Source organism: Frondihabitans cladoniiphilus, from assembly GCF_039544345.1.
GTDB classification, from domain to species: Bacteria; Actinomycetota; Actinomycetes; order Actinomycetales; family Microbacteriaceae; genus Frondihabitans; species Frondihabitans cladoniiphilus.
On record NZ_BAABLM010000007.1, the window covers coordinates 54,732 to 75,470 of the forward strand.

The following is a 20,739-nucleotide window of genomic DNA, read 5'->3' on the forward strand; positions in this document are numbered from 1 at the left end:
ATTCGATTCGAGGGGATCCTCTTCTTCCCCGTCACACCCTTCACCCCTGCCGGAGGAGTCGACCTCGACCTCCTGGCGGAGCACGTCTCGTCGCGCCTGCCGTTCTCGCCCGGCGGGGTCTTCCCCGCCTGCGGAACGGGTGAGATCCACGCCCTGAGCGTGAACGAGGCGGCGGACGTCGTCCGGACGACCGTGGAGGTCGTGCGTCGCGAGTCGGCCGACTCGAGCCTGCCCGTGGTCGCCGGTGCCGGGGGCCCGCTGGGTGTCGCTCTCGAACTGGCGCGCGCCGCGGCGGATGCCGGCGCCGACGCCCTCCTCGTCCTCCCGCCCTACCTCGTGACCGGACCCATCGCGGGGACGGTGGCCTACGTGGAGGCGATCGCGGCCGCCACCGATCTCCCCGTCATCGTGTACCACCGCGGGTCGGCGGTCTTCACTCCCGCGGCGATGGCCCACCTGGCCCGGAACCCCAAGGTGATCGGCTTCAAGGACGGCATGGGCGACATCGGCGCCGCCCAGGAGATCGCCCTCTCCGTTCGCGAGACGGGACGCGAGGACTTCCAGTTCTTTAACGGGCTGCTGACGGCGGAACTGACGCAGGGCGCCTACCGAGCTCTGGGGATGCCGCTCTACTCGTCGGCCGCGTTCGCGATGGCTCCCGAGATCGCCGTCGCCCATTACGACGCGTACACCGCGGGAGACGAGGAACGACGGCTGGCTCTGCTGGACGTGTTCTACCGCCCTCTCGTCCGCCTTCGCGACCAGACGCCGGGCTTCGGCGTCTCCCTGATCAAGGCGGGCCTGCGGCTCGGAGGTCTGGCGGTCGGATCGGTGCGTCCGCCCCTCGTGGACCCGACGCCGACCCAGACCGACGAGCTCGCCGCGATCCTGGCCGCAGGGACCGCGTTCGTCAGCGCCGGGTCCGCGGTCCTGGAGACGGCACGGTCGTGACGACCATCACGGGCCTGAGCGCCGTTCTCCACCGTGCGCCGCTGGTCCGCCCATGGGGCACGGACGTACGGTCCACGCACGTGATCGAGGTCGTCGTCGACTGCGACGACGGCACGAGCGGAACAGGGCTCTCCTGGACTCCGACGATCGGGGCCCGAGCCCTGCTCGCGCTGATCGAGGACGACGTCCGCGCCTTCGTCGTCGGACGCGAGTCGGATGCGCGGAGTCTGTGGCCGGCCCTCTGGGCGCACCTTCACGAGGCCGGCTCCGGCGGGCTCACGACCATGGCCATGGCGGGAGTGGATCTCGCCCTCTGGGACCGCGCCGCCCGCCTGCGCTCGCTCCCTCTCGCCGACCACCTCGGGCGGACGCGCGACTCGGCTCCGGTCTACGGCAGCGGCGTCAACCTCCACTACCCGATCGACGAACTGGTCGAGCAGGTCGGCCGCTGGGTCGCCGCCGGTCATCAGGCCGTGAAGGTCAAGGTCGGACGCCCGGACCTCCGCGAGGACGTCGAGCGCATCGCTGCCGTCCGCGACATGCTCGGTCCCGACCGACGCCTCATGATCGACGCGAACCAGCGCTGGGACCTGCCGACGGCTCGTCGGGCCGTTGCGGCCCTCGCCCCATTCGATCTCGACTGGATCGAAGAGCCTCTCCGCGCCGAGGACACCTGGGCGTACGCCCAATTGCGGTCCGCGATCGACGTCCCGATCGCCCTGGGCGAGAACTGCCACACGATCTACCGCTTCCGCGATCTGATCGATGCCGGGGCCGTCGACGTCGTGCAACCCAACGTGGTCCGAGTCGGCGGGATCACGCCCTTCCTCGCCGTCGCGGAGCTGGCACGGGCCCATTCGCTGACCGTCGCACCACACCTCCTGCCCGAACTCTCCGGGCATCTGGCCCTCGCGCTCCCCGAGGAGACCTGGGTCGAAGACGTCGAGGACGCCGGATTCACCCGTCTCGGCATCCTGTCCGGGCCGGCCGGCGTCGTCATGGCCGACGGGCGACTGCGCCTCACGGGCGCGCCCGGGCTGGGGCTGGACTTCGCCGAGTCGGTCACCCCGGGCATCCCCGCGCAATCCGAGGGCCGGACGGCCCGTGACCACGACCTCATGAAGGAATCCGCATGACCAGCACGCTCCCAGAGACCTCCGCCAGCCGGTTGGACGCCCTCGTCTCGGCATCCGTCGGGGCCGCACGCCCCGCCGCCGACGCGTCCGACGAAGACCGCGCCCGCTGGCTCGAGTCGGTGGCGGCCCGACTCGACCTCCACGCAGACGAGCTGGTGCCGCTCGCCGATGCGGAAACCCACCTCGGAACACCGCGTCTCACCGGAGAACTCGCGCGGACCACAGCTCAGCTGCGTCTGTTCGCGGCGGTCCTCCGAGAGGGAAGCTTCCTCGAGGCGACGATCGACCACGCGAACCCCGACGCGATTCCGGCCCACGGCGACCTGCGTCGTCTCCTCGTCCCGCTCGGCCCGGTCGCCGTCTTCGCGGCCTCGAACTTCCCCTTCGCCTTCTCGGTGGCCGGCGGGGACACCGCCTCGGCGTTCGCCGTCGGCTGTCCCGTCGTCGTGAAAGCCCACCCCGGGCATCCCCGCCTCTCGCAGCGGGTCGCGGCACTCGTAACGGAATCGCTCGCGGACGCCGGGGCGCCAGAGGGTCTCTTCGGCCTGATCGAAGGCGTGGATGCCGGGATCGCGTTGGTCGAGCATCCCGCGATCCGAGCCGCCGGCTTCACCGGCTCGGTCGCCGGAGGGCGGGCCCTGTTCGACCGTGCCGCCGGCCGCCCGAGCCCGATCCCCTTCTACGGCGAACTCGGCAGCGTCAACCCGGTCGTGGTCACCGCCGCCGCCGCAGAAGCGCGTGGAACCGAACTGGCCCAGGGCCTCGCCGCGTCGTTCACACAGGGGGCCGGGCAGTTCTGCACGAAGCCGGGCGTGGTGTTCGTCCCGAGCGGCGTCGGATTCGAAGACGCCGTCGTGGCGGCCGTGCCCGACCTCGCGGCCACGCTCCTGACACCGGCCATCCGAGCCGGGTTCGGCCGCGGCCTCGCAGCCCTCGCCGCGGAATCGGGCGTCACCGTGCTGGCCGGCGACGCCGCTCAGGACACGGACGTCGTCGAGGCCGGCCCCGTCGTGCTCGCGACCGACGTCGCCGCCGCGGTCGCGCATCCCGCGGCCCTACTCGAGGAGTGCTTCGGGCCGGTCACGCTCCTCGTCCGCTACGACACCCCGGAGGAACTGCTGCGCGGCGTCCGAGCCGTGCCGGGAAGCCTCACCGCCACCCTCCACGCGCAGCCGGACGAGGACCTCGCCGATCTCGTCGCCGCCCTCCGCGACCGGGCGGGGCGCCTGCTCTTCGCCGGCTGGCCGACCGGAGTGGCCGTCACCTGGTCGCAGCACCACGGCGGTCCGTACCCCTCGACGACCTCGATCCACACCTCCGTCGGGTCGACCGCCGCGCGCCGCTTCCAGCGTCCGGTCGCCTATCAGGACGCCCCGGCGGCTCTGCTCCCCGCGGCGCTCCGGGACGACAACCCCCTCGGCATTGTCCGCCGGGTCGACGGCGTCCTGGGGCTGGCCTGATGGGCGCCAAGAGCACGACCGCACCCGTCACCGACGAGGCCGTGGAGGTCGTCCTCGGCGCACTCGTCGTCCGCCTGGTGATCTCCGACGACGCTCCCGTCCGGCTGCTGTCGATCGTCCCCGCCGGCCGTCCGATCGCGGCCGACGACGTTGCCGCACCCCGGCCACGCGTCACCCCCCTCGTCGAGCTGTCCCTCGCCGGCGAGAGCCACGTCCGCCACAGCCACGACGTCCGGCACCGCAACTACGCGGCCAGCCATCGTCTCCGGTACGTCGACCACCGCGTCGACGCGAGCGAGCTCGTCGTCCGTCAACGCGACCCCGAGACGGGTGCCCTCGTCACGAGCAGGCTTCGATCGATCACGCCCGACTCCGTCTCGGCGACGACCAGGATCGAGAACGGGGGAGGCACGGACCTCACGGTCGAGTACCTCAGCTCCCTCGTCCTCAGCGGGTTCGCGGAGGTCGTCGCCGCCGACATCTTCGAGCGTCTGCGCGTGCACGACGCCCGCATGTCCTGGACCGGCGAATACCGCTGGAGCGACCGGTCGCTGACCGACGTCGGAATCGTCGACGTGGGGATCCCCCACGCCACCAGCTCGTCGCGCACCTCGCACTCGGTCGGCGCCTCGGGCAGCTGGTCGACGTCGACCCACCTGCCCCAGGGGGCTCTCGAGGACCGGGAGACCGGGCTGATCTGGGCCTGGCAGATCGAGCACAACGGCCCCTGGTACGCCGAGCTCGACGACGTCGGCCGCGATGCCGCGATTGCGCTCAGCGGTCCGACGTACCGCCAACACCACTGGGCCGAGACCCTCGCGCCCGGCGAGGTCTTCGAGAGCGTCCCGGCCTCGGTGGCCGTGGTGCACGGGACGCTCGACACCGCCCTCGCCGCGGTCACGCGGCACCGTCGGTCGATACGACGTTCGACGTCGGTCGGCCTTCCGATCATCGCGAACGACTACATGAATTGCCTCATGGGCGACCCATCGACCGAGAAGCTGCTCCCGATCATCGAGGCCGCGGCGGCGGTCGGTGCGCAGTACTTCGTGATCGACGCGGGCTGGTACGCCGACGACAACGGATGGTGGTCGACCGTCGGCGCGTGGACCGAGTCGCAGGTCCGCTTCCCCGGCGGACTCTCGGAGGTTCTGGATCGCATCCGTTCTCTCGGAATGACACCCGGGCTCTGGCTCGAGCCCGAGGTGATGGGTGTCGACTCGGACGCCCTCGCCGAGCTGCCCGACGAGGCCTTCTTTCACCGGTCGGGTCGTCGGGTGGCCGAGCAGGGGCGCTACCACCTCGACTTCCGGCACCCGGCCGTGCGGCGTCGGATGGACGACCTCGTCGACCGCCTGGTTTCCGATTACGGCGTGGGCTACCTCAAGCTGGACTACAACATTAACGTCGGCGAGGGAACGGACGTCGGCCCGTCCGGCATCGGCACCGGGTCGCTCGGAGCCGGTCTCCTCGGCCACGACCGGGCCTACGTCGCCTGGCTCGACGGCATCCGCGAGCGGCACCCGCGGCTGCTCCTGGAGAACTGCGCGTCGGGCGGCATGAGGGCCGACCCCGCGCAGCTCGCGGCTACGCACCTCCAGTCGACGAGCGACCAGGAGGACCCCGTGCTCAACGCGGCGATCGCTGTCGCGGCACCGAGTGCGATGCCACCCGAGCAGGCCGGCGTCTGGTCGTACCCCCAGCCGCACTACTCCGACGACCTCAACGATTTCACGATGGCCCAGTCGACGCTGAGCCGCGTCCACCTCGGCGGCCGGGTCGACCTCCTCGACCCCCGTCAGCGTGATCGGGTGCGATCCGCTCTCGCCGTCCATGCCGGTCTGGCCGAGTTCATGCCCGTAGCAGAGCCCTTCTGGCCCCTGGGCCTCCCCGGCTGGAGCGACGAACACCTCGCCCTCGGGCTCCGTTCGGAGTCGCGCCAGGTCGTGGCGGTTTTCCGCCGCGGGGGGAGCGAGACGATCGAGCTGCCGCTCGAGGGCAGAGCGCGGGATGCCCGAGTGCTGTTCCCGACCGACCGCGCAGTTCAACTGGAGCCCACGCCTTCGGGCGTGCGGGTCACGATTCCGGCAGACCCGGGGTCGTGCATCTTCGAAGTCGTCTCGCGTGACTGACAGCGCAGTATCGTCGGGAGCCGACGAGGTTGAAGCGGGGCGGGGGGCCCGCGCTCCCACGGTCGTGGAGGTGGCCCGTGCCGCTGGGGTCTCGACGCAGACGGTCTCGCGCGTCGTGAACGGTCGTCCGCATGTTCGGAGCGAAAAACGAGACAGGGTGAACGAAGCGATCGCCTGTCTCGGCTACCGGCCGAACGACGCCGCACGGGCCCTCGCGTCCCTCCGGCAACGCTCTCAGCGACACAGCAAGACCAAGATTGGTGAGGGGTTAGCGGACTCGTTGTCATAGGCGATATGACCTGTGGGTCGATTGATGCTTCGCGGCGAACGGGGAACGGCTTACCCCGAAGGCTCAGCTACCGTTGCCGCTAAACGGCTACCCCTAGACGAGTTCTTCTCCGCGAACAACAAGACGCAGTTTGCGACCTTAGTGGCCTCCCTGCTTGAAGACGTGGCCGGCTGATCGGGCCTCAGTACCGATCCGTGTAGCCACCATCTGTCCTGGAAATAAGCGCACCTCCGAGGATGTGGCGACGAAGTGCTGTGCAACCATTCCTTGCCCTAGGACATGGCGGCAGTTGAAGTTCTAGCGTTCGAGGTCCGGGTCACGGGGCCGGCCCTGCTCCGGCCGGAAGGGCTGATTCCTGCGGTCGGACTCCTTCTGCGCCTTGACGTTGAACCCCTGTCTCGTAAGCTCTCCCGCGCGCTGGGCGGCGCGGAGCTTCTGAGCTTCGATGAGAGCCTGTGCAGCCGTGTTCTCCACCGGCCTGGCCCTCCTGTCTGAGGGAGACGCCTGGCGTGCCTTCTGTGCCTCGGCGGCCTTTTGCCGCTGCGCCTCCACGAGAACCTGAGCGGTCGACTGCGGCTGTGCGACTTGGACCCCGCCTTGTCGAGGCGTCACGGCCTCACGGGCGCGCTGAGCGACCCTGGTCGCCGCTGCGGCCGCGCCCTGCATCTCAGCGTCCGTTGCGGCCTGCTGGCTGCTCGACTGAGACGACTTGTGCACGGCGGTGACGCGGGCTGCGAGATCCGCGCCCACGGCGCGCTCTCGATAACCGGCCGGTACCGCCTCAGGACTGGCCTCGTCGACCCGGTACTTCTCCCGGAACACGGACACCTCCGCGGCCAGGACGGTCCATTGTTGACGCTTGCCGAGGTCGGCAGGGATGTCGCCGAGCTCGACCGACCATTCGGGCCTGTCGGCGGCGATCGTCGCGCCCCTCTCCTCGAGGCGGGTTTGGAGGTAGTCGTACCGCTCTTGCAGATGTTCGCGCCAGTCGGGGGCGGTGCGCTCAGAGTCGAGCGCGCGGCGATCGGCAATCCATGCCGGCACGGCCGGGGCCGGCTGCGCCCGGTCGTGGGGCAGCGCGGCGACGTACTCGGCCGTGTTCGCCGTGATCCGGGCCGAGAGGACGGCCGGCTGGTCTTCGGCCCCGTCCATGTCGCGCTCGGTCCAGGATCGGTGGAGGGCGTCGGCCGGGTCGAGGCCCTGCGCCTCCGCGTGCCGGAGGGCTGCTTCGACGGCTCCCCAGCTCTCGTGCCCGCGAAGGGTCACGGCTGTGTCGTGGCCAAGGGCCTGATCGGCCACCCTCGCAAACCTAAGTACGTCGGCGCGTTCGGTGACGTCGCTGTACTGGTCGATGAGCGTCACGAGGTTGTCAACGCGGGCGTGCTCGTTCCGGATTGTCTCGGTGGCCGACACTGTGGCGTCGGACGTGCGGGCGATCGATGCGAGGACCTCGGAGACCGGTTGCGCTTCTTCGGTCTCGACGTACAGGTGGTTCTCGTGCCGCCCACGGGTGAGCCCCACGTAGGCCAGCTCGCGCGACGTCGACGCGTCGGCCAGGACGTGGGCGGTGTCGGCGGTCATGCCCTGCGTGCGGTGAAGGGTCGACGCGTAGCCGAGCTCGACGGACTTCTCCACGTACGCGCGGGGCAGGGTGATCTTCGCCCCACTCCTGAGGTTGACAACCGACAGGGAACCATCTTGGTGCGCTTTCTCGACGGTCCAGACGTCGTTGTTCTTCACCCGGTCCCGGCCCCCGCTCGTCTTCAATTGGGAGTCGTTCATGCGGGTGACGATGGTGTCGCCGCGGTAGGCCGACAGGCCATCGTGCAGCGGCGCGGACTCCCTGCCACGGACGAGGCCCTGGCCCATGCGGAGTGCCTGGGCGCGGCCGTTGAGCTCTGACACGGTGGCGTTGGTCTTCGCGACCATGACCGACTGCAAGCCAGCGTCGGTGTCGTGCTGCCAGCCCGAGAACACGTCGGCCGTCATCCGGTCCACGTCGCCCCCGGTGACGCGGCCGTTGTCCACGTACCAAGCGAACGGGTCGCCGGTCCCGGTTGGGTCGCGGAGAAGCTTGGTGGCTTCGGCTTCTTCCCGGTTGGAGAACCGGTGAAGCACTTCAAGCTTCACCGATCCAACCTCGTGCTCGAGCAGCCGCAACGCCCCGCCGGCTTCGACGGCGGAGAGCTGCTTGTCGTCACCGATGAGGCGGACGTGTGCGCCGTGGCGTTCCGCGATCCGAGTCACTTTGGCGAGGTTGGTCGTGCCGGCCATGCCGGCCTCATCCACCACGATCACATCGCCCGCTTTCAGATCGACGCCCTCAACAGGTCCTTCTCCATGGAGGAGTTCGGTGAGGCTGCCTTTGCCGTGGGTGAAGGAGTGGATGGTGTGGGCGTCGACGCCGATAGCGTCGGCCATGACGTCTGCTGCGGCCGCGGAGGGGGCGAGGCCGACCATGCGGCCCCCCTCGGCTGCAATCGCTCTGGCGGCGACTTGCAAGGCGGTGGTCTTACCGGTGCCGGCCGGGCCGGTCCCCACCACGAGCCGTGTGCTGGACGTCGCGAACTCGCCGGCCAAAGCGCGCTGCCCGGCATCAAGGTGCTTGCCTTCGGCCTCAGCAATCCGGTCGAACGTCTCCCGGCTGACGGGACGAAGGGTGCGATCACGGGCGGCCTCGAGGAGGGTGTCTTCCGCGGCGAGAACGGTCCTGGAGGAAAGGAGCTGGGAGCCCTTGTGCTCGTAGATACTCACCCCGTCTTTCCGGGTGAGCGGTTGGAACGCTCCGTGCGGGGCGGGCGGGGTGACGGTGATCGAGTCGGTGGTGAGAGCGTGCTTAGTGATCTGCTCCACAGTGCCCTCGACCACGTTGCCTTTGGTCCGTTCGGCCTGCACGAAACGGCGCGTTTCGGCTTCGATCATGTGCGGCCCCCACACCGCGTGATGCTCCGACACGATTTCGACCACCCGGGCGGACGCCTGCTCGATCGTGATCTGCTCAACCGTGCCGCCCCCAGCGTTGCCGCCCCGAGCGGCTGCCCTGGCGTCACGGAGAACACTGTCGACCACGCGGGCACCGACCGTTTCGATGGCGCGTGCACGCCAGGCGGTGCGGAGGTCTGCCAGGGAGCGTCCGGTCTCTTTCTGGGGGCGGGTGTCGAGGGTCGCTTGCTGTGCCAGGGCGATCCGGGCTTTCAGGTCGGGGGCGCGGCCATGGTCGCGGCGGTAGTCCTGTTCGAGCTTTTTCATGGCGTCTTTGATGCCCGCCGACCGGGTGGAGAACCCCGTGGTCAGACGGTCATCGATCCCGGCGATTTCGACCACGGGACGCTTCCCGCGGGTTACCTCACGAAGCTCCGTGGTGACGCCAAGGCCTTCGGTGACCCGGTCCATGACGCGGCTGTTGTAGAACTCGGAAGCGGCGACTCCTTGCCGGTGCAGGAGCTTGGAGTCGATGGTGCGCCACTTCCCGTCGACGCCTTTGACCTTGTTCGCGACAACGAGGTGGTCGTGGAGCTGCGGGTCACCGGTGCGGGAGTCGTAGTGCCGGAACCGCGTCGCGATCAGCCCGCCCTCGACGTCGATCTGCGCGACGCCATTCGTCCCGGCGCGGGTCGCAATGGCCTCGTCCTCGAGGTACTTCACCGTGTCGGCGATAGCTGCCTCGTGTGCGTCCTCGATCACCTTCCGGGTGTCGTTGTCCCCGAGACCCCAGAGCGTCGACACGCTCTTGGCGGGAGAGAACACCAGGTCAAAACCAGCCACGGCCTGCGCTGTCGGGCGGGAAGCTGCGGTGATGTACCGGCCCAGCTCCTCCTTGTCCGCGGGAGGCCGGCCCTTTGCCTCCCGGAACGCCTGTGCACCTTCACGGATGCGGATAGCGCGCCGTTCTTCCGTGTTCGGTTCACGGTGTTCAATGCGTTCGAATCGGGCGTACCCCTCGTCGATGGCGGCACGCAAACCGGTGCCGCCCTGGTCGTAGGAGTAGTAGTTGCGGCCCAGTTTCGCCAGGGCCTGCGCCTGGTCTGCGGTCTTGCCGGACGCCTGCGCGTCGGCAATGATCCGGTCAGCGTCCGGGTGAAGACCCTCACCGAAGAGGGCCTTCATCTGCTCCTCGGAGACCGTGCCTTTGACGCCGAGCGCGTCAAGCCCGGACCCGACCCACACGCCGGGTGGGTTGCCGTCGGCGGTGTAGTAATCGCCTAGCTCGCGGCCCGGTTCGCGCTTCATGTCGGCCGTGGCGGTCTCGCTGGTGTAGTACGCATACCCGTCTCCCGCGGAGAGGATATGCACGGTCATCACGGGGTCAGGTTACCTCACTGATTCGTAATGCCAGAGGTGTGACGACTTAGTGACTGAGGAACGAGGGACCGATCGGCCGTGATCCGTCCTGAGGAACGAGGGACCGATCGGCCGTGATCCGTGATGGATCACGCGGTCACGGGACGGAGACTGCAGGGGTCGAGGAGACGTAGGGAGGCACGACCGGAGTCGACGATGTGCAGTCGGAGTTCCGGGACCGAAGGCGCTCAGGTTCTGCATGCCCCGGGGGAGTGGCCACACCCTTCACCGTGGATCGTGATTGGGGCGGGCGGTGGGCATACTGAATGAAGCAAATCGATCAGGGGAGTACCACCATGGCTGAATTCCGAAAGTCCGCCACCCAAGCCGCCGCCCGCAAACGCGCCCGCGAAAAAGCAGCCGCGTTCCGGGAGAAGCAGGACAAGCTCGAGCAACTCGCCGTGGACTACTTCGTTGCCACCGATGGTCTCGAGTCCATCGAGCGTGAGATCGAACAGGAGCTCGCTGCCGTGCGAAGCCGTGGCGCGGAGCGGCTGGCGCAATCGAGGTCCGAGGCCGACCGTGTGATCGTGGCGATGCTTGCTCAGGGCGTCACTCGCAGCGAGGTTGCCGATCGCCTCGGCATCCCCACAAAGAACGTCAAAAAACCCGCCCCCGCGATGGCGTCTGCCGCGGACACGGCCCACGCCGGGTCGGACCATTCCGCCTCGGTCGACAGCTCCGCCGCTTGACCACAGCCCTCAGGTCACTCGAGCGCCCCCAAATAGCTCGGCACGCCCAGAAGGTCCTGAACGGCGCCCCGCGGTACGGCATTGCACCAGGGAACTACCAGCTCTCATAGCGGCCCAAAAGTTGAACGGGCATCCTCTGTCATTCGTGCTGCGATCAGGAGTCGGCCTCTTTTGAGGGCGACACAGGCGGGGAAGATTCGGGCTTGCGCTCGTGGTCACGTTTCTGCCAGGGTTCTGAAAACCGGTCGAGGGGACCGGTGTTACTCGGGGGTGGCAATGAAGATTCAGCGCGCGCACAAGCCCCTGATGATGGCCGTGCTCGGGGTCATTGGCGTCACAGCCCTTGGGGGGTGTTCGGCCTCTCAGACCGACAGGCCCACCCCGTCAGTGTCTGCGGCGGTGGACCCCCTGGTCCAAATCAAAGACCCGTCCAACGACCTCTACACCGACGCCGCAAACCATCCGGTGCTCCATGTTCAGGGCACGGGCAGCCGCAGCTACACATTGAAGTCTCTTCCGGCCGGCACGACGCGGGTGACGTTCTACGTCTCCTGCAGCCCGAGCAGCCGTTTCGTCGTCGCGATGGGGAAGAACTTCTCCGGCCCCTGCGGTCACGTCGTCGCCAACAGTGGCGGCATCCCTGTCGACGCCGCGACGGCCCCTACAGTCACCATCACGCTTCCGAAGACCACATCGTTCTGGCTCGTCGGAATTCCTAGCACCACCTGACAATCCCTTGGGGGGACCATGAAAAAGATCATCGCAACCGTTGTTTTGACCGCAGCACTGCTCGCGGGAGGGGGAGTCGCCGCGAACGCAGACACACCGACCGCTGCAGCACCGGCGGCCGTCACCCCGCAGGGAGCCTGCCCCGGGGGAGTGGTCCGGTACAAGGCATCTGACTCGTCCAAGACCTTCACGCAGGCGAGCGGGGCCAACAGCGCCGTCACGGGCCAGGGAGGCGTCACGTTGAGTATCAGCCGGTCGACGACGTTCACCGTCTCGGGAACCTTTACCTCGACCACGGGAGTCACCGTGAGCGCGGGGCTTGCCGCGATCAAGGAAGACATCGGAGTATCCGTGGGGGTTTCTCACTCCGGAACCAGCACCAGCAGTGGCAGCTGGACTGTTCCCTCGAATTGGAGCTACGGACGTCTCGAGATCGGGTCGCTCAAGCACCGCGGCACCGTGCAGAAGTACATCGAGAACACCCAGTGTGCCCTGAACGCCAGCGGCAGCGCCGCCATTTACAACGTCCCTGAAACCGGATGGACCTTCGTCCACGTCAACGCATCCTGACCCACGACGGGTGCAAGGTCGAGGGGCCGCGTCTTCGGACGCGGCCCCTTTCCCCGTGAACAGCAGCCATGCCATCCCGCCACCGAACTCGATCACCTCGTGGGCGGCGAACCGCAACGATCCGATGGCGGATAGCACGACAGAAGCCGCCGGCCGGTTCCGTGGCCTGGAGCTATCACCGTGCCGGGAGCCGCTCGCTGAAGAGCGAGAATTCCACAGCGTTATCAACAGGTTGAACGGGCGATCAGCGCGATGCTTGCTGCCGGTGAAGGGCTGGTGCGAACCCGCTATTCAACGTTTTCAGTTATCGGACCACGGACCAGAAAATTGCTCGGAATGTTCTGCACAGCGCAGGACTTTTCGCGGTCACGGTTACCGTGCGATGCTGGCGTTCATCCGTGTAGGCCGCGTCTCGTGTCGGACGAGGCCGAGAATCAGTTTCGGTGTGACCGTTAGGTGCATGTCGGGGCGGCGGTTTAGAACAGTCGCGGGTGAGTGATCTCCACGCCAAGCAGTGCCGCGCTGATCAGTTCCGGCTTCCAGCCGTGGTCGAGGATCACGCTACGGAGGTCCAAGGAGCGTTGGACGCGCACCTGGCGGGGGAGGTCCCCGAGGCGGAGGGTGTGCCGGTTCCGGTAACGGCCCCGTTGAGCGCGATCGAGCATGTTGTCCCGGTGCGAACCAGGCGCGACATGGGACCCGTTCAGATCCGCCGAGGCGTGCACACAGATCGGGATGTCACAGGAATGCAGAAGCAGAGTCGACGCCGGCAATGCTTCGCCGGTTGCGAGCTCGTACGCATACCGCTGCGGTCGGACCGCTCGCTGGCCGGATTCCCGTCGGATCCAGAAGCGGCCGTAACCGTCGTCTGAGATCGCGCCCGTCCACAACCAGCAATCATCGGGTTCGGGTCCCTTGACGACATGCGACCAGAACCGGTCTTCCTCAGAGAGACGTGTCACGGCCATGCCCATTTAGTCGACGGTCAGGCCGTGAAGCGCTAGGGCTGCCTTCACGTCTGGGTCACTCGGCAGGACAGGGGCTGAGTGCAGATCGGTAAGGAGGGCGGAGGGGTCATGGCCCGTGGAGCGCTCGAAGAGCGTCCATAGTTCGAGATCTGCTCCGTGCCGGGACAGGAACCGGATGCCATCGAAGTCGGCCGTTCCATCGGGGTCGGTTTTCTCGTAGAGGTGCTTACCGACGAGTTGCGTCAGTTCCCGGTAGCCGCTGTCTTGCAATGTGGAGATGTCAAAATCGGCCGCCCTGTAGCGATCACGAGCCAGAGGCAGACACACGGGGCGAAGCGCTGCCACCGTCGACGCGGCCGCCACATCAGCAAATGAACCAGAAAGGGTCGCTCTGGCTTTCAGGCGAACATCGAACCAGCCCGGATCGACGACGCCGGCAGGGACCGTCGGGTAAAGGGCGGCATCGACTTCATCGACGATGATCGTGCCCATGTCGGCGTCGGTCAGGGGGTCGCGGCGGAACCTCGCCAGGACCTCCACCAGCGATGCCATGAGAGTGGAGCCGGCATAGATGGTGCGGTAGTTGGCGTCGGGGGAGTCCCACCTGCCCGTGAAGGGTTTCCCGTTCGCGTGACGCCAATCCACCCACCGCCACGGCTCTGGGGCGTAGCCGATCCGCCACACCTCGCCCGGATTCCTGCGCGAGGCGATCGCCGGCTGGAGTGCGGTCAACCGACTGCGGCGAAGGCTCGAGCGGCCGCCAGAACCTGAGGTCCTGCGGTCTCGAGGTCTCCTGTGCGAAGAAGGCGCGCGGGGGAGACGTCATCTAATTGCGGGTTCATTCCCTGGAACCAGGCCTGCACCACCCGGGCGTTGTCGCGCTCCGCGAGAAGCCCCGCGACTTGATAAGCGACCCGGAGTCGCTGCGTTGTCGACGCGGCCGGCTCTCGTTCACCCTCAGCCCACTGGCGCACCGCCCGCGTCTCCGCCACATGGCCCACATAGGCGACGAGCTGGGCGCCGAGAAGCTCTCGCAACGCGGACACCAACTGGGGGACGTCAGCTCGAACGGACCGCTCATACGCCCCAAGTCCCGGAGTAACAATCGACATGATCCCAGTCTAAACACAACCCGAATCACAGGCCAGAATACTCACTAACAACACCTCAAATCGACCCTCGTCAGTCGTCTTGGCCGGCGCCCCGCTGGAGACGTTCAATGCCCGCGGAGGGTGCTAGACGCGCGGTCAGGATCGTTCGGTCGAGACTTCGTCTCGCTGATGCGGCTCGCGGCTGTGCGCTGGCGCGAGCGGAGGAAGACAATGAACGGCACGGATGCTAGAGCGAAAAAGCAGGGAGCACAGAGGCCAATCCGCCGCAGGAAGGTGGGACTCCGAGCCAATCTTTAGAGGCCGGAAGACCGCATACAGAGACCACAGCGTGCTCAAGATGATGGACGATGCCAGGCTGTGGCCCGTCAGCCACCAGTGATGGTGCCGGATATTCGTAGGGCCAGCAAGTAGCTCGGTTCGTCTCGTGCGATTGTGACGTTTGCGCCTCTCCTTCCCACCGCGTCCGAGATCGGAAATACAGCTCTTGGGCTGATGGACAGAGCGGTCTCTCGCGGGTAGCTACGCCCCGTGGGGAGTTTCTCTCCTGGTCGACGGAACCCGGGTTCTCGTGCCTGGTCGGTTTCGGCGCAGCGATCGTTCTCGACGTCATTAACGCGATCCTGCTGCACACCCTCAATGCCGTGCGTCGTCACAGGTCTACACGCTCAGGAGCGCCTAGCCGGCCGTGATCTGCGGTTGGTGCTCCATGGGGAGGGAACGCAAGAGCAGATCACAGCCGGTGAAGACGCACAAAGCGTTCCCGCAAACCAAGTTCCACAGGCGCGCTCCGCGATACGAGTCCCCAGACCCGGCCCGGCGGTCCGGGTCTGCGGAGAATCGACTCTCACTGTTTCGCAGCGTAAGCGCCGAATTCGAGGAAGGAGGGCAGAGAGTCGCGGACGAAAAAGCAGTGCCCGTGGGTGTCCACGGCTGCGCCGCACGTGCACCCTTTTGCGTCGCGCTCGCGTGCCAAGACGCGTATGCCGCTGGGCAAGGAACCAGGCGAACCTGATTTATCTTGGTCGGCCTCTTACTGCCTGAGGGCCCTAAGAAAGACGTCACGCGCGGATGGGGTACTGGGCGTACAGTTCTCGTCACCTCTGCATCGAATCAGGGTGCAGGGTCAGGCACTCACCATGCCGGGCGGTCCGGGGCGCATCCCCCAGCGCTGCAGGACCGCCATCCCGCCCCGTCCCGGCCCTCCCGCACGACTTATGGGTTCGTCATAGGCGAATGATCGTGAAGGTCGTAGCCTCAGGCATGAGCGGCTTGGACCTCGTCAGTGCAGACGGGCCCGTCAGGCAACTTGGCGGGTCCGTCGTCTCCTGATTCAGCGTCGGACCTGCCCGCACCACCACCGTTTCATTGCACGAAACACGGCTCGCCAACCGCAGAGGGAAACATCACCCACGTGCAAAGGCCCCGCCCGCAGGATCAACCCTGACTGCTTTAGACACGTGGGCAGGGAACGGCATTGAGGGGCTCGGCCGAAACCACCGGGGCAAATGTTTGAACCTCGGGACGTTCCACTCGGAAACATTTTCCAATCTCGTCAGAGAGCGGTCGAACTGGCTGGCGAAATATCCTCTCGGCCCCAACAGGAGCAGGCAAACGATGGCGTTTGATCAAACAGTCGCAGCAGTGATTCAGAGCCGCCTCGACGTCGTGAAAACAATCGACGAGTCGGCTGCGCTCTCCTTCATGGACAGCGCCAACTTCCGCCTCGAACTCCTGAGCATCCTCAATCGATTCGACGCCCGCCAAACTACCTCCAACGAAACCCTCGCTGCCATGGAAAGACTCCACCGACGTGTCGACGACGTCGTGCTCGCCGGGACAGACAACGAGGTCGGCTAACTCGCATCAAAAGGAGGGTGCGCGTCCGGGACTCAGACAGATCGATGAACTGAGCTGGAACGGCAAGATCGGCCGCCGTTTTCTGCGTTCCCACCAGCGTGCGGGAAGAAGGTGACGGCGACCCATAGCCGAACCCTCATCGTTCGGCTCGACTGTTCGTTGAACGTCGGGAACCCCTTTTCGGCACGATGCAACGCGAAAAACGGTGGGTGCTGGGTTAGTTAGTTGTCGTTCGGGGTTGGTGTTGCCCATGCGGTCACGTCGACGGTGTTCTGGTCAGTGATGCCGGTGGTCACATTCAGCGGGGAGCGGACCGCGCCTGCATAGGGGGCAACGAGGACGGTGACTGCGGTGGCGCCTGGGGCTCCCGCGCCCCAACCCAAGACCGAGTCGGCCGTTGAGCCAGGCGCGATCGTGATGGGCTTTGCTCCCGGATCGTGGGCGACGTAAGAGCTGCCATCGGTAATAGTCGCTGCGACCGCGCCGCTGTCGGTTCCAGCGAATGCGACATCCGGGTACCCGTCGACGACGCACGGCTTCGCGCCTCGATTGGTCAGTACCAGCGTCATCGCACGATTCCCGAGGGCGCCCTGCACGCCGGACGCGGTGATACTGACGTCGGCGTCGGCGCACCAGTCAGCGCCGGGCATGACCGGGTGCGGCGCAATCCGAGGAGGCGGTGTCGGGGTGGGGGTAGGTATCGGTGTGGAATTTGGTAACCCGTTGAGGGTGCCGCCGGCGGCGATGCGGTCCTGCCTGGTGGACGCGGAAAGGCCGTTCACCAGGCCCGCGCTGGCCAGGACCGCGACGACCAGCGACACGGCGACGGTGACGACCGTCGCCGGTCGGCCGGCACGTGCCGCCGGCCACCCATGGACCAGTGCGGGCAACCATCCCCACACGACGCCGAAGAGGCCAGCGGCGAGCGTTGCCGGAAGATCCTCTCGGAACGCCCACTGCAGTCCCGTCGGCTCACGGTCGGCCAGAGATGCCGCAAGCAGCCATACTGCCGCTGTCAGCGCTCCGGCCAGGACTCCGATCAGCCAGCCGACAGCGGCTCGAAGCAGCCGACCGGCCACGTCCCATCGCGTGTTCCGGGCTGCGATGGCATACCCGCAGGCGAGCAATGTCCCGAACAGCACCGCGGCGAGGGCTGGCAGGATCAGGTTCCATGGTCCGTGGCGCAGCCATGTGTTCACCGGGACCGTGGGGATCAGGAGGAGGTCGGTGATTGGAGCGAGCCTTTCCGATCGGGCGGACACCCCGAGAGCGGCAAGACCCGCGAGGAACCATGCCACAGCTCCCACGCTCGCACCGACGATGACATTTGATCCCCCGAGACGATGCACGCAGCCGACCCTATCCGACCGGCCAAAAGCTCTTGGGTGAATACCCAGTCACAAAGGAACGCTTGTCTCTCGCAGGAGAGGCCCGACTATTTCGGTCTCTTGGCCGTCGTCCCATTTGCCGATCAGTGTTCCACTCATCGGCAAGGAGGAGTGCTATGGCTGGTTGCTGTGGATGTCGGCCTTGGTTGGCGACGAGGAGGCTGACGGCGAGAAGCAGGACCGCCCTGGCCCCTGCCACGCTGACGATGGCTGCCGCGTCGAGGAAATGTCGTGATGGCGCAGTCTGTCCCGGGCCTATTTGATCGCGGAAAAGGGTGACGGCGGCAAGGAACGTGCTCAGCACGCACCAGGCGACGCCCACGACGCAGACCAACAACCATGTGGACCACAGGGCAATCCTCAGAACCGTGCTGACCCTGCCCCGCAGAGGGCAAATCTAGTCACGCCGGCAAGAGACGGTCGGCGTGCGTCACAATCGCTTAGGGGGCGCCAAACCGATCGACGCTTCCAGGCAATTGCCTTGCCCGACGCGGTAGGTCGCCCCGGGGTGTTCCGAGGCGAGTGTTTATCGGGCTAGGGGGTCGAGATTGAGTTGCTGTCCCGCGTACAGGGTGAAGGGGCTTCCCGGTTTTGATGCTGCGTTGAGGTACTGCAGGTCGCGAAGCGTGATCCCGAACCGTTTCTCGAGTCCGGCTTCCGTGTCGCCCGCTGCCGTCGTGTACGTCCGGAGGGTTCCGTTGGTGGCGGTCACGGTCCCGGTCGCTCCGGGGCGGTTTCCTGTGTCGTGTGGGTCAAGGCCTGGGTGTCGGTTCGGGGTGTGCCAGGTGAGCGGTGTGACGGCGACGACCTGCCACAGGCAGGAAGTCAGTGTGGCTGGGGAGGTGGTGATGACGACGTTCTTCAGAAAGCTGGGGTCGTCTCCGGCCTGGGTCAGGTCCACCTGTGGGGGCACGGCCTGGGCGGTGCTGTTTGGTCCACCCCAGCTGGCGTAGCCGAAACTGACACCGTCGGTGATGCACGACCCGACGGACTCGTCGTACTGGCGGAAAAACATTTCGTAAGCGGCCCCGGGCGGGTTGGAGTGGAAGTCGGTGGTTCTGATCGCGTAGGTGTCCTCGCCGGTCGCAGTGACGTCGACGTGGAAGCCCACTTTCCCGGTGGGGGTGGCGACGTCGGCGGAGGCAACGATCAGCCCCCGCTTGGGGACGTCCGTTTCCGCCCAGGTGTCCGAGGTCGAGTGCTTCGGAGCCGTAGGCGAAACCGCGGTCGGCGTGGGGGACGAAGGCATGTGAGACGGCGCTGTGGTCATGGAGGCTGCTGTTGTGCATCCTGCAGTCACAACAGCGGTCATGAGCAAGCCCAATGCGGCAGCGGCAACTCGAAATGTTGGCCGGCCAGGCCTAGCGATTCTCCCCATGGTCTCGACCATACGAGAAATGCCGCTGTCAGCAAACTGATGCGGCCCGGAGTTCTGGTCGGGTCCAGGCGGGAGTTCGTGACCTGCGTCACCTGTTGTTCGCCAGGATGAAGCTTTGGGAATCTGCGAGGTTCCACGTTTTCTGAGACCGGGACGGTGACGGCGGAGGCACAATGGCCGGCGCGGAGCCAAGAGGAACATTCCACACCCACAGCGAGTCGGGGGCGCCAAGAACCCCCTTGCCTGTCGGGCTGTCACCATTATGGTTTTCTCTGCCGTCCTCTACCCGGGGTCTGCAGCGTTGTTGGGCGTCACCACCGCGAGGACCTGCGAGCGGAGGCAATGGAGCAGACCAGCCAGGACGTCGCTTCACAGCGTCAGACTCCTGATCTGTCGTGGCTCCCGCCGCACCCGACTCCCGTACGCGGAAACGGTGACAATGGGAGGGCAAGCCGAGCAGAACCAGTGGCTCAGGCCTTCAACTAAAGCCCGAAACGGAGGCGCGGAGTGAACTGATGTGACCGGCCGGACCGACGAAAAATGGTTCCAGTCAGACCGCATCGCGGTTCCGCAACTTGTTGATATCTGCTGGCAACGCGATGGGTGCGGAGCTTGAGGGGGACAGCCATGGCGAATGTAAATTTAGGAACGACGGCGACTGTTGTTTTTCAGATAGTTGACGTAGAGACCGACGGTCGCTGGCACCACGACCCCAACGCCGACGCCGACGCCGTGATCAAGTACGCCGCCAGAAACGGTGTGGTTCTGGCCGGAGAGAAGGCAGACGCGGGCGTTCCCTACTCGTTCGGCCTGGCGGTGGACCAAGCCAATGCAACCCTGAAGCCTTATGAACTGCAGGTTCGCGTCTGCGACGACGACGAAATCGATAAGCGGCACGAGCAGAGCTACAGGGTCGAAGCCATCTGGGCCACCTCACATTAGTACTGCCAGAGGCTCTCGGGGCTCCCCGTTCCGTCGTCGACAAGCTGACGAGCCGATTGGTGGTCCGCTCGACGATCCGGGTTCCAGGTCGAGAAAGGTTTGCCCCTTCGCTTCGATGTCGTTCGCAGTCGTGCAGGTGCCGAGCCAGACCCGTGGATGCCGATTTGGCACCCCGTCTGGGGCTGCTGGGGGCAGAAGGGTTCCGGGAGGCTGGTCGTGTGCGAGACATCGAACGCTCTACGTACGACGACGACGGCCAAGTCACCTCTTGGGTGACTGGCTTGGACACGGACATGGAGGGGGTCGGGGTCTACTACCGCCACCCGGTGTGGACGTGGCCGAATGGCGTGGACGCCGGCTACCACCGGAATAACCGGAAGTGGCGCTGGAGCGTGGGGGGGGCCGCGACGGAGGGGGCCCGCGACGGCGTCGTCCAGCCTGCCCTGAACGCTGCCGTTGAGGCAGCGATTCTTTCTTTCCCCGGCGTCAAGCACGGTAATCACGAGGACCGCGAGGTGTGGCTGATCTCGGGCCGATTCGACGCCGAGAAGATGGTGCGCGCGGTCTCGGCCGCAGAAGTGCTGTTCGTGCCCGCCATTAAGGCGCTCTACGACGATGATGGCAAGGCGCTCTGGTAAACCCGTAGGTCCCGGATTCGACGGCCACGCCAGCCGCCACGAACATCCTGGAGGCCCTTCGCCGCTAACCGCATTCCTGCCCATTGATGGGCCCGCGCCGGTCACTCAGCTGCGCCGATAAGCTATCTTGTGTCATGTAGTGAATGAAATATTCTT

16 protein-coding genes are annotated in these 20,739 nt (G+C 66.6%); 11 read left to right on the plus strand and 5 right to left on the minus strand.

Going from position 1 to position 20,739, the window contains the following annotated elements:
- From ABEA39_RS14835 to ABEA39_RS14855, 5 genes are all read left to right on the plus strand, one after another.
- Complete coding sequence (locus ABEA39_RS14835) at positions 1-951, plus strand: 5-dehydro-4-deoxyglucarate dehydratase (RefSeq protein ID WP_345376777.1); 951 nt, start codon at positions 1-3, stop codon at positions 949-951.
- Positions 948-2,087, plus strand: a complete 1,140-nt coding sequence (locus ABEA39_RS14840; RefSeq protein WP_345376712.1) for a mandelate racemase/muconate lactonizing enzyme family protein — start codon at positions 948-950, stop codon at positions 2,085-2,087. Before ABEA39_RS14835 ends, ABEA39_RS14840 begins: the two co-directional genes overlap by 4 nt.
- Positions 2,084-3,547 (plus strand): aldehyde dehydrogenase (NADP(+)), encoded by a 1,464-nt coding sequence (locus ABEA39_RS14845; RefSeq protein ID WP_345376713.1) that lies wholly within the window; start codon positions 2,084-2,086, stop codon positions 3,545-3,547. The genes ABEA39_RS14840 and ABEA39_RS14845 overlap by 4 nt, the downstream gene beginning before the upstream one ends.
- A complete protein-coding gene (locus ABEA39_RS14850; RefSeq protein WP_345376714.1) occupies positions 3,547-5,679 on the plus strand; it encodes a glycoside hydrolase family 36 protein in 2,133 nt (710 codons plus the stop codon). Before ABEA39_RS14845 ends, ABEA39_RS14850 begins: the two co-directional genes overlap by 1 nt.
- A 70-nt stretch (positions 5,680-5,749) precedes the next feature.
- Positions 5,750-5,968 (plus strand): LacI family DNA-binding transcriptional regulator, encoded by a 219-nt coding sequence (locus tag ABEA39_RS14855; protein WP_345376778.1) that lies wholly within the window; start codon positions 5,750-5,752, stop codon positions 5,966-5,968.
- A gap of 297 nt (positions 5,969-6,265) precedes the next feature.
- Here ABEA39_RS14855 and mobF read toward each other — a convergent pair whose 3' ends face one another.
- Positions 6,266-10,267, minus strand: a complete 4,002-nt coding sequence (gene mobF / locus ABEA39_RS14860) for a MobF family relaxase (RefSeq protein ID WP_345376779.1) — start codon at positions 10,265-10,267, stop codon at positions 6,266-6,268.
- Positions 10,268-10,575: 308 nt separating this feature from the next.
- Here mobF and ABEA39_RS14865 point away from each other — a divergent pair, with 308 nt between their 5' ends.
- From ABEA39_RS14865 to ABEA39_RS14875, 3 genes are all read left to right on the plus strand, one after another.
- Complete coding sequence (locus ABEA39_RS14865) at positions 10,576-11,001, plus strand: hypothetical protein (RefSeq protein WP_345376715.1); 426 nt, start codon at positions 10,576-10,578, stop codon at positions 10,999-11,001.
- Between the two features lie 276 nt (positions 11,002-11,277).
- Complete coding sequence (locus tag ABEA39_RS14870) at positions 11,278-11,730, plus strand: hypothetical protein (protein WP_345376716.1); 453 nt, start codon at positions 11,278-11,280, stop codon at positions 11,728-11,730.
- 18 nt (positions 11,731-11,748) lie between these two features.
- A complete protein-coding gene (locus tag ABEA39_RS14875) occupies positions 11,749-12,300 on the plus strand; it encodes a hypothetical protein (RefSeq protein ID WP_345376717.1) in 552 nt (183 codons plus the stop codon).
- 476 nt (positions 12,301-12,776) lie between these two features.
- On the opposite strand, the gene ABEA39_RS14880 is transcribed toward ABEA39_RS14875, so the two are convergent.
- Both ABEA39_RS14880 and ABEA39_RS14885 read right to left on the minus strand, forming a co-directional pair.
- Positions 12,777-13,274: a hypothetical protein gene (locus ABEA39_RS14880; protein ID WP_345376718.1), complete on the minus strand. Its 498-nt coding sequence runs from the start codon at positions 13,272-13,274 to the stop codon at positions 12,777-12,779.
- Complete coding sequence (locus tag ABEA39_RS14885) at positions 13,275-14,000, minus strand: RES family NAD+ phosphorylase (protein WP_345376719.1); 726 nt, start codon at positions 13,998-14,000, stop codon at positions 13,275-13,277.
- 2,021 nt (positions 14,001-16,021) lie between these two features.
- Between ABEA39_RS14885 and ABEA39_RS14890 the strand changes: the two genes are divergently transcribed.
- Complete coding sequence (locus ABEA39_RS14890; RefSeq protein WP_345376721.1) at positions 16,022-16,237, plus strand: hypothetical protein; 216 nt, start codon at positions 16,022-16,024, stop codon at positions 16,235-16,237.
- Positions 16,238-16,458: 221 nt separating this feature from the next.
- Here ABEA39_RS14890 and ABEA39_RS14895 read toward each other — a convergent pair whose 3' ends face one another.
- Both ABEA39_RS14895 and ABEA39_RS14900 read right to left on the minus strand, forming a co-directional pair.
- Entirely contained in the window at positions 16,459-17,535 is a 1,077-nt protein-coding gene (locus ABEA39_RS14895; protein WP_345376722.1) for a DUF4232 domain-containing protein, read from the minus strand.
- Between the two features lie 616 nt (positions 17,536-18,151).
- Positions 18,152-18,895 (minus strand): LysM peptidoglycan-binding domain-containing protein, encoded by a 744-nt coding sequence (locus ABEA39_RS14900; protein ID WP_345376723.1) that lies wholly within the window; start codon positions 18,893-18,895, stop codon positions 18,152-18,154.
- Positions 18,896-19,630: 735 nt separating this feature from the next.
- Between ABEA39_RS14900 and ABEA39_RS14905 the strand changes: the two genes are divergently transcribed.
- Positions 19,631-19,945 carry a hypothetical protein gene (locus ABEA39_RS14905; RefSeq protein WP_345376724.1) on the plus strand — a complete coding sequence of 105 codons (315 nt, stop codon included), beginning with the start codon at positions 19,631-19,633 and terminating at the stop codon, positions 19,943-19,945.
- A 218-nt stretch (positions 19,946-20,163) separates the two neighbouring features.
- Positions 20,164-20,583 carry a hypothetical protein gene (locus tag ABEA39_RS14910; protein WP_345376725.1) on the plus strand — a complete coding sequence of 140 codons (420 nt, stop codon included), beginning with the start codon at positions 20,164-20,166 and terminating at the stop codon, positions 20,581-20,583.
- The last annotated feature ends 156 nt before the right edge of the window (positions 20,584-20,739 follow it).

What these genes read in the sequence shown, in the direction of transcription:
- mobF (WP_345376779.1), bottom strand. Translation starts at nt 10,267, where the DNA reads ATGACCGTGCATATCCTCTCCGCGGGAGACGGGTATGCGTACTACACC.
- ABEA39_RS14875 (WP_345376717.1), top strand. Translation starts at nt 11,749, where the DNA reads ATGAAAAAGATCATCGCAACCGTTGTTTTGACCGCAGCACTGCTCGCG.
- ABEA39_RS14905 (WP_345376724.1), top strand. Translation starts at nt 19,631, where the DNA reads ATGGCGAATGTAAATTTAGGAACGACGGCGACTGTTGTTTTTCAGATA.
- ABEA39_RS14900 (WP_345376723.1), bottom strand. Translation starts at nt 18,895, where the DNA reads ATGACCACAGCGCCGTCTCACATGCCTTCGTCCCCCACGCCGACCGCG.
- ABEA39_RS14850 (WP_345376714.1), top strand. Translation starts at nt 3,547, where the DNA reads ATGGGCGCCAAGAGCACGACCGCACCCGTCACCGACGAGGCCGTGGAG.
- ABEA39_RS14865 (WP_345376715.1), top strand. Translation starts at nt 10,576, where the DNA reads ATGAAGCAAATCGATCAGGGGAGTACCACCATGGCTGAATTCCGAAAG.
- ABEA39_RS14880 (WP_345376718.1), bottom strand. Translation starts at nt 13,274, where the DNA reads ATGGGCATGGCCGTGACACGTCTCTCTGAGGAAGACCGGTTCTGGTCG.
- ABEA39_RS14845 (WP_345376713.1), top strand. Translation starts at nt 2,084, where the DNA reads ATGACCAGCACGCTCCCAGAGACCTCCGCCAGCCGGTTGGACGCCCTC.
- ABEA39_RS14870 (WP_345376716.1), top strand. Translation starts at nt 11,278, where the DNA reads ATGAAGATTCAGCGCGCGCACAAGCCCCTGATGATGGCCGTGCTCGGG.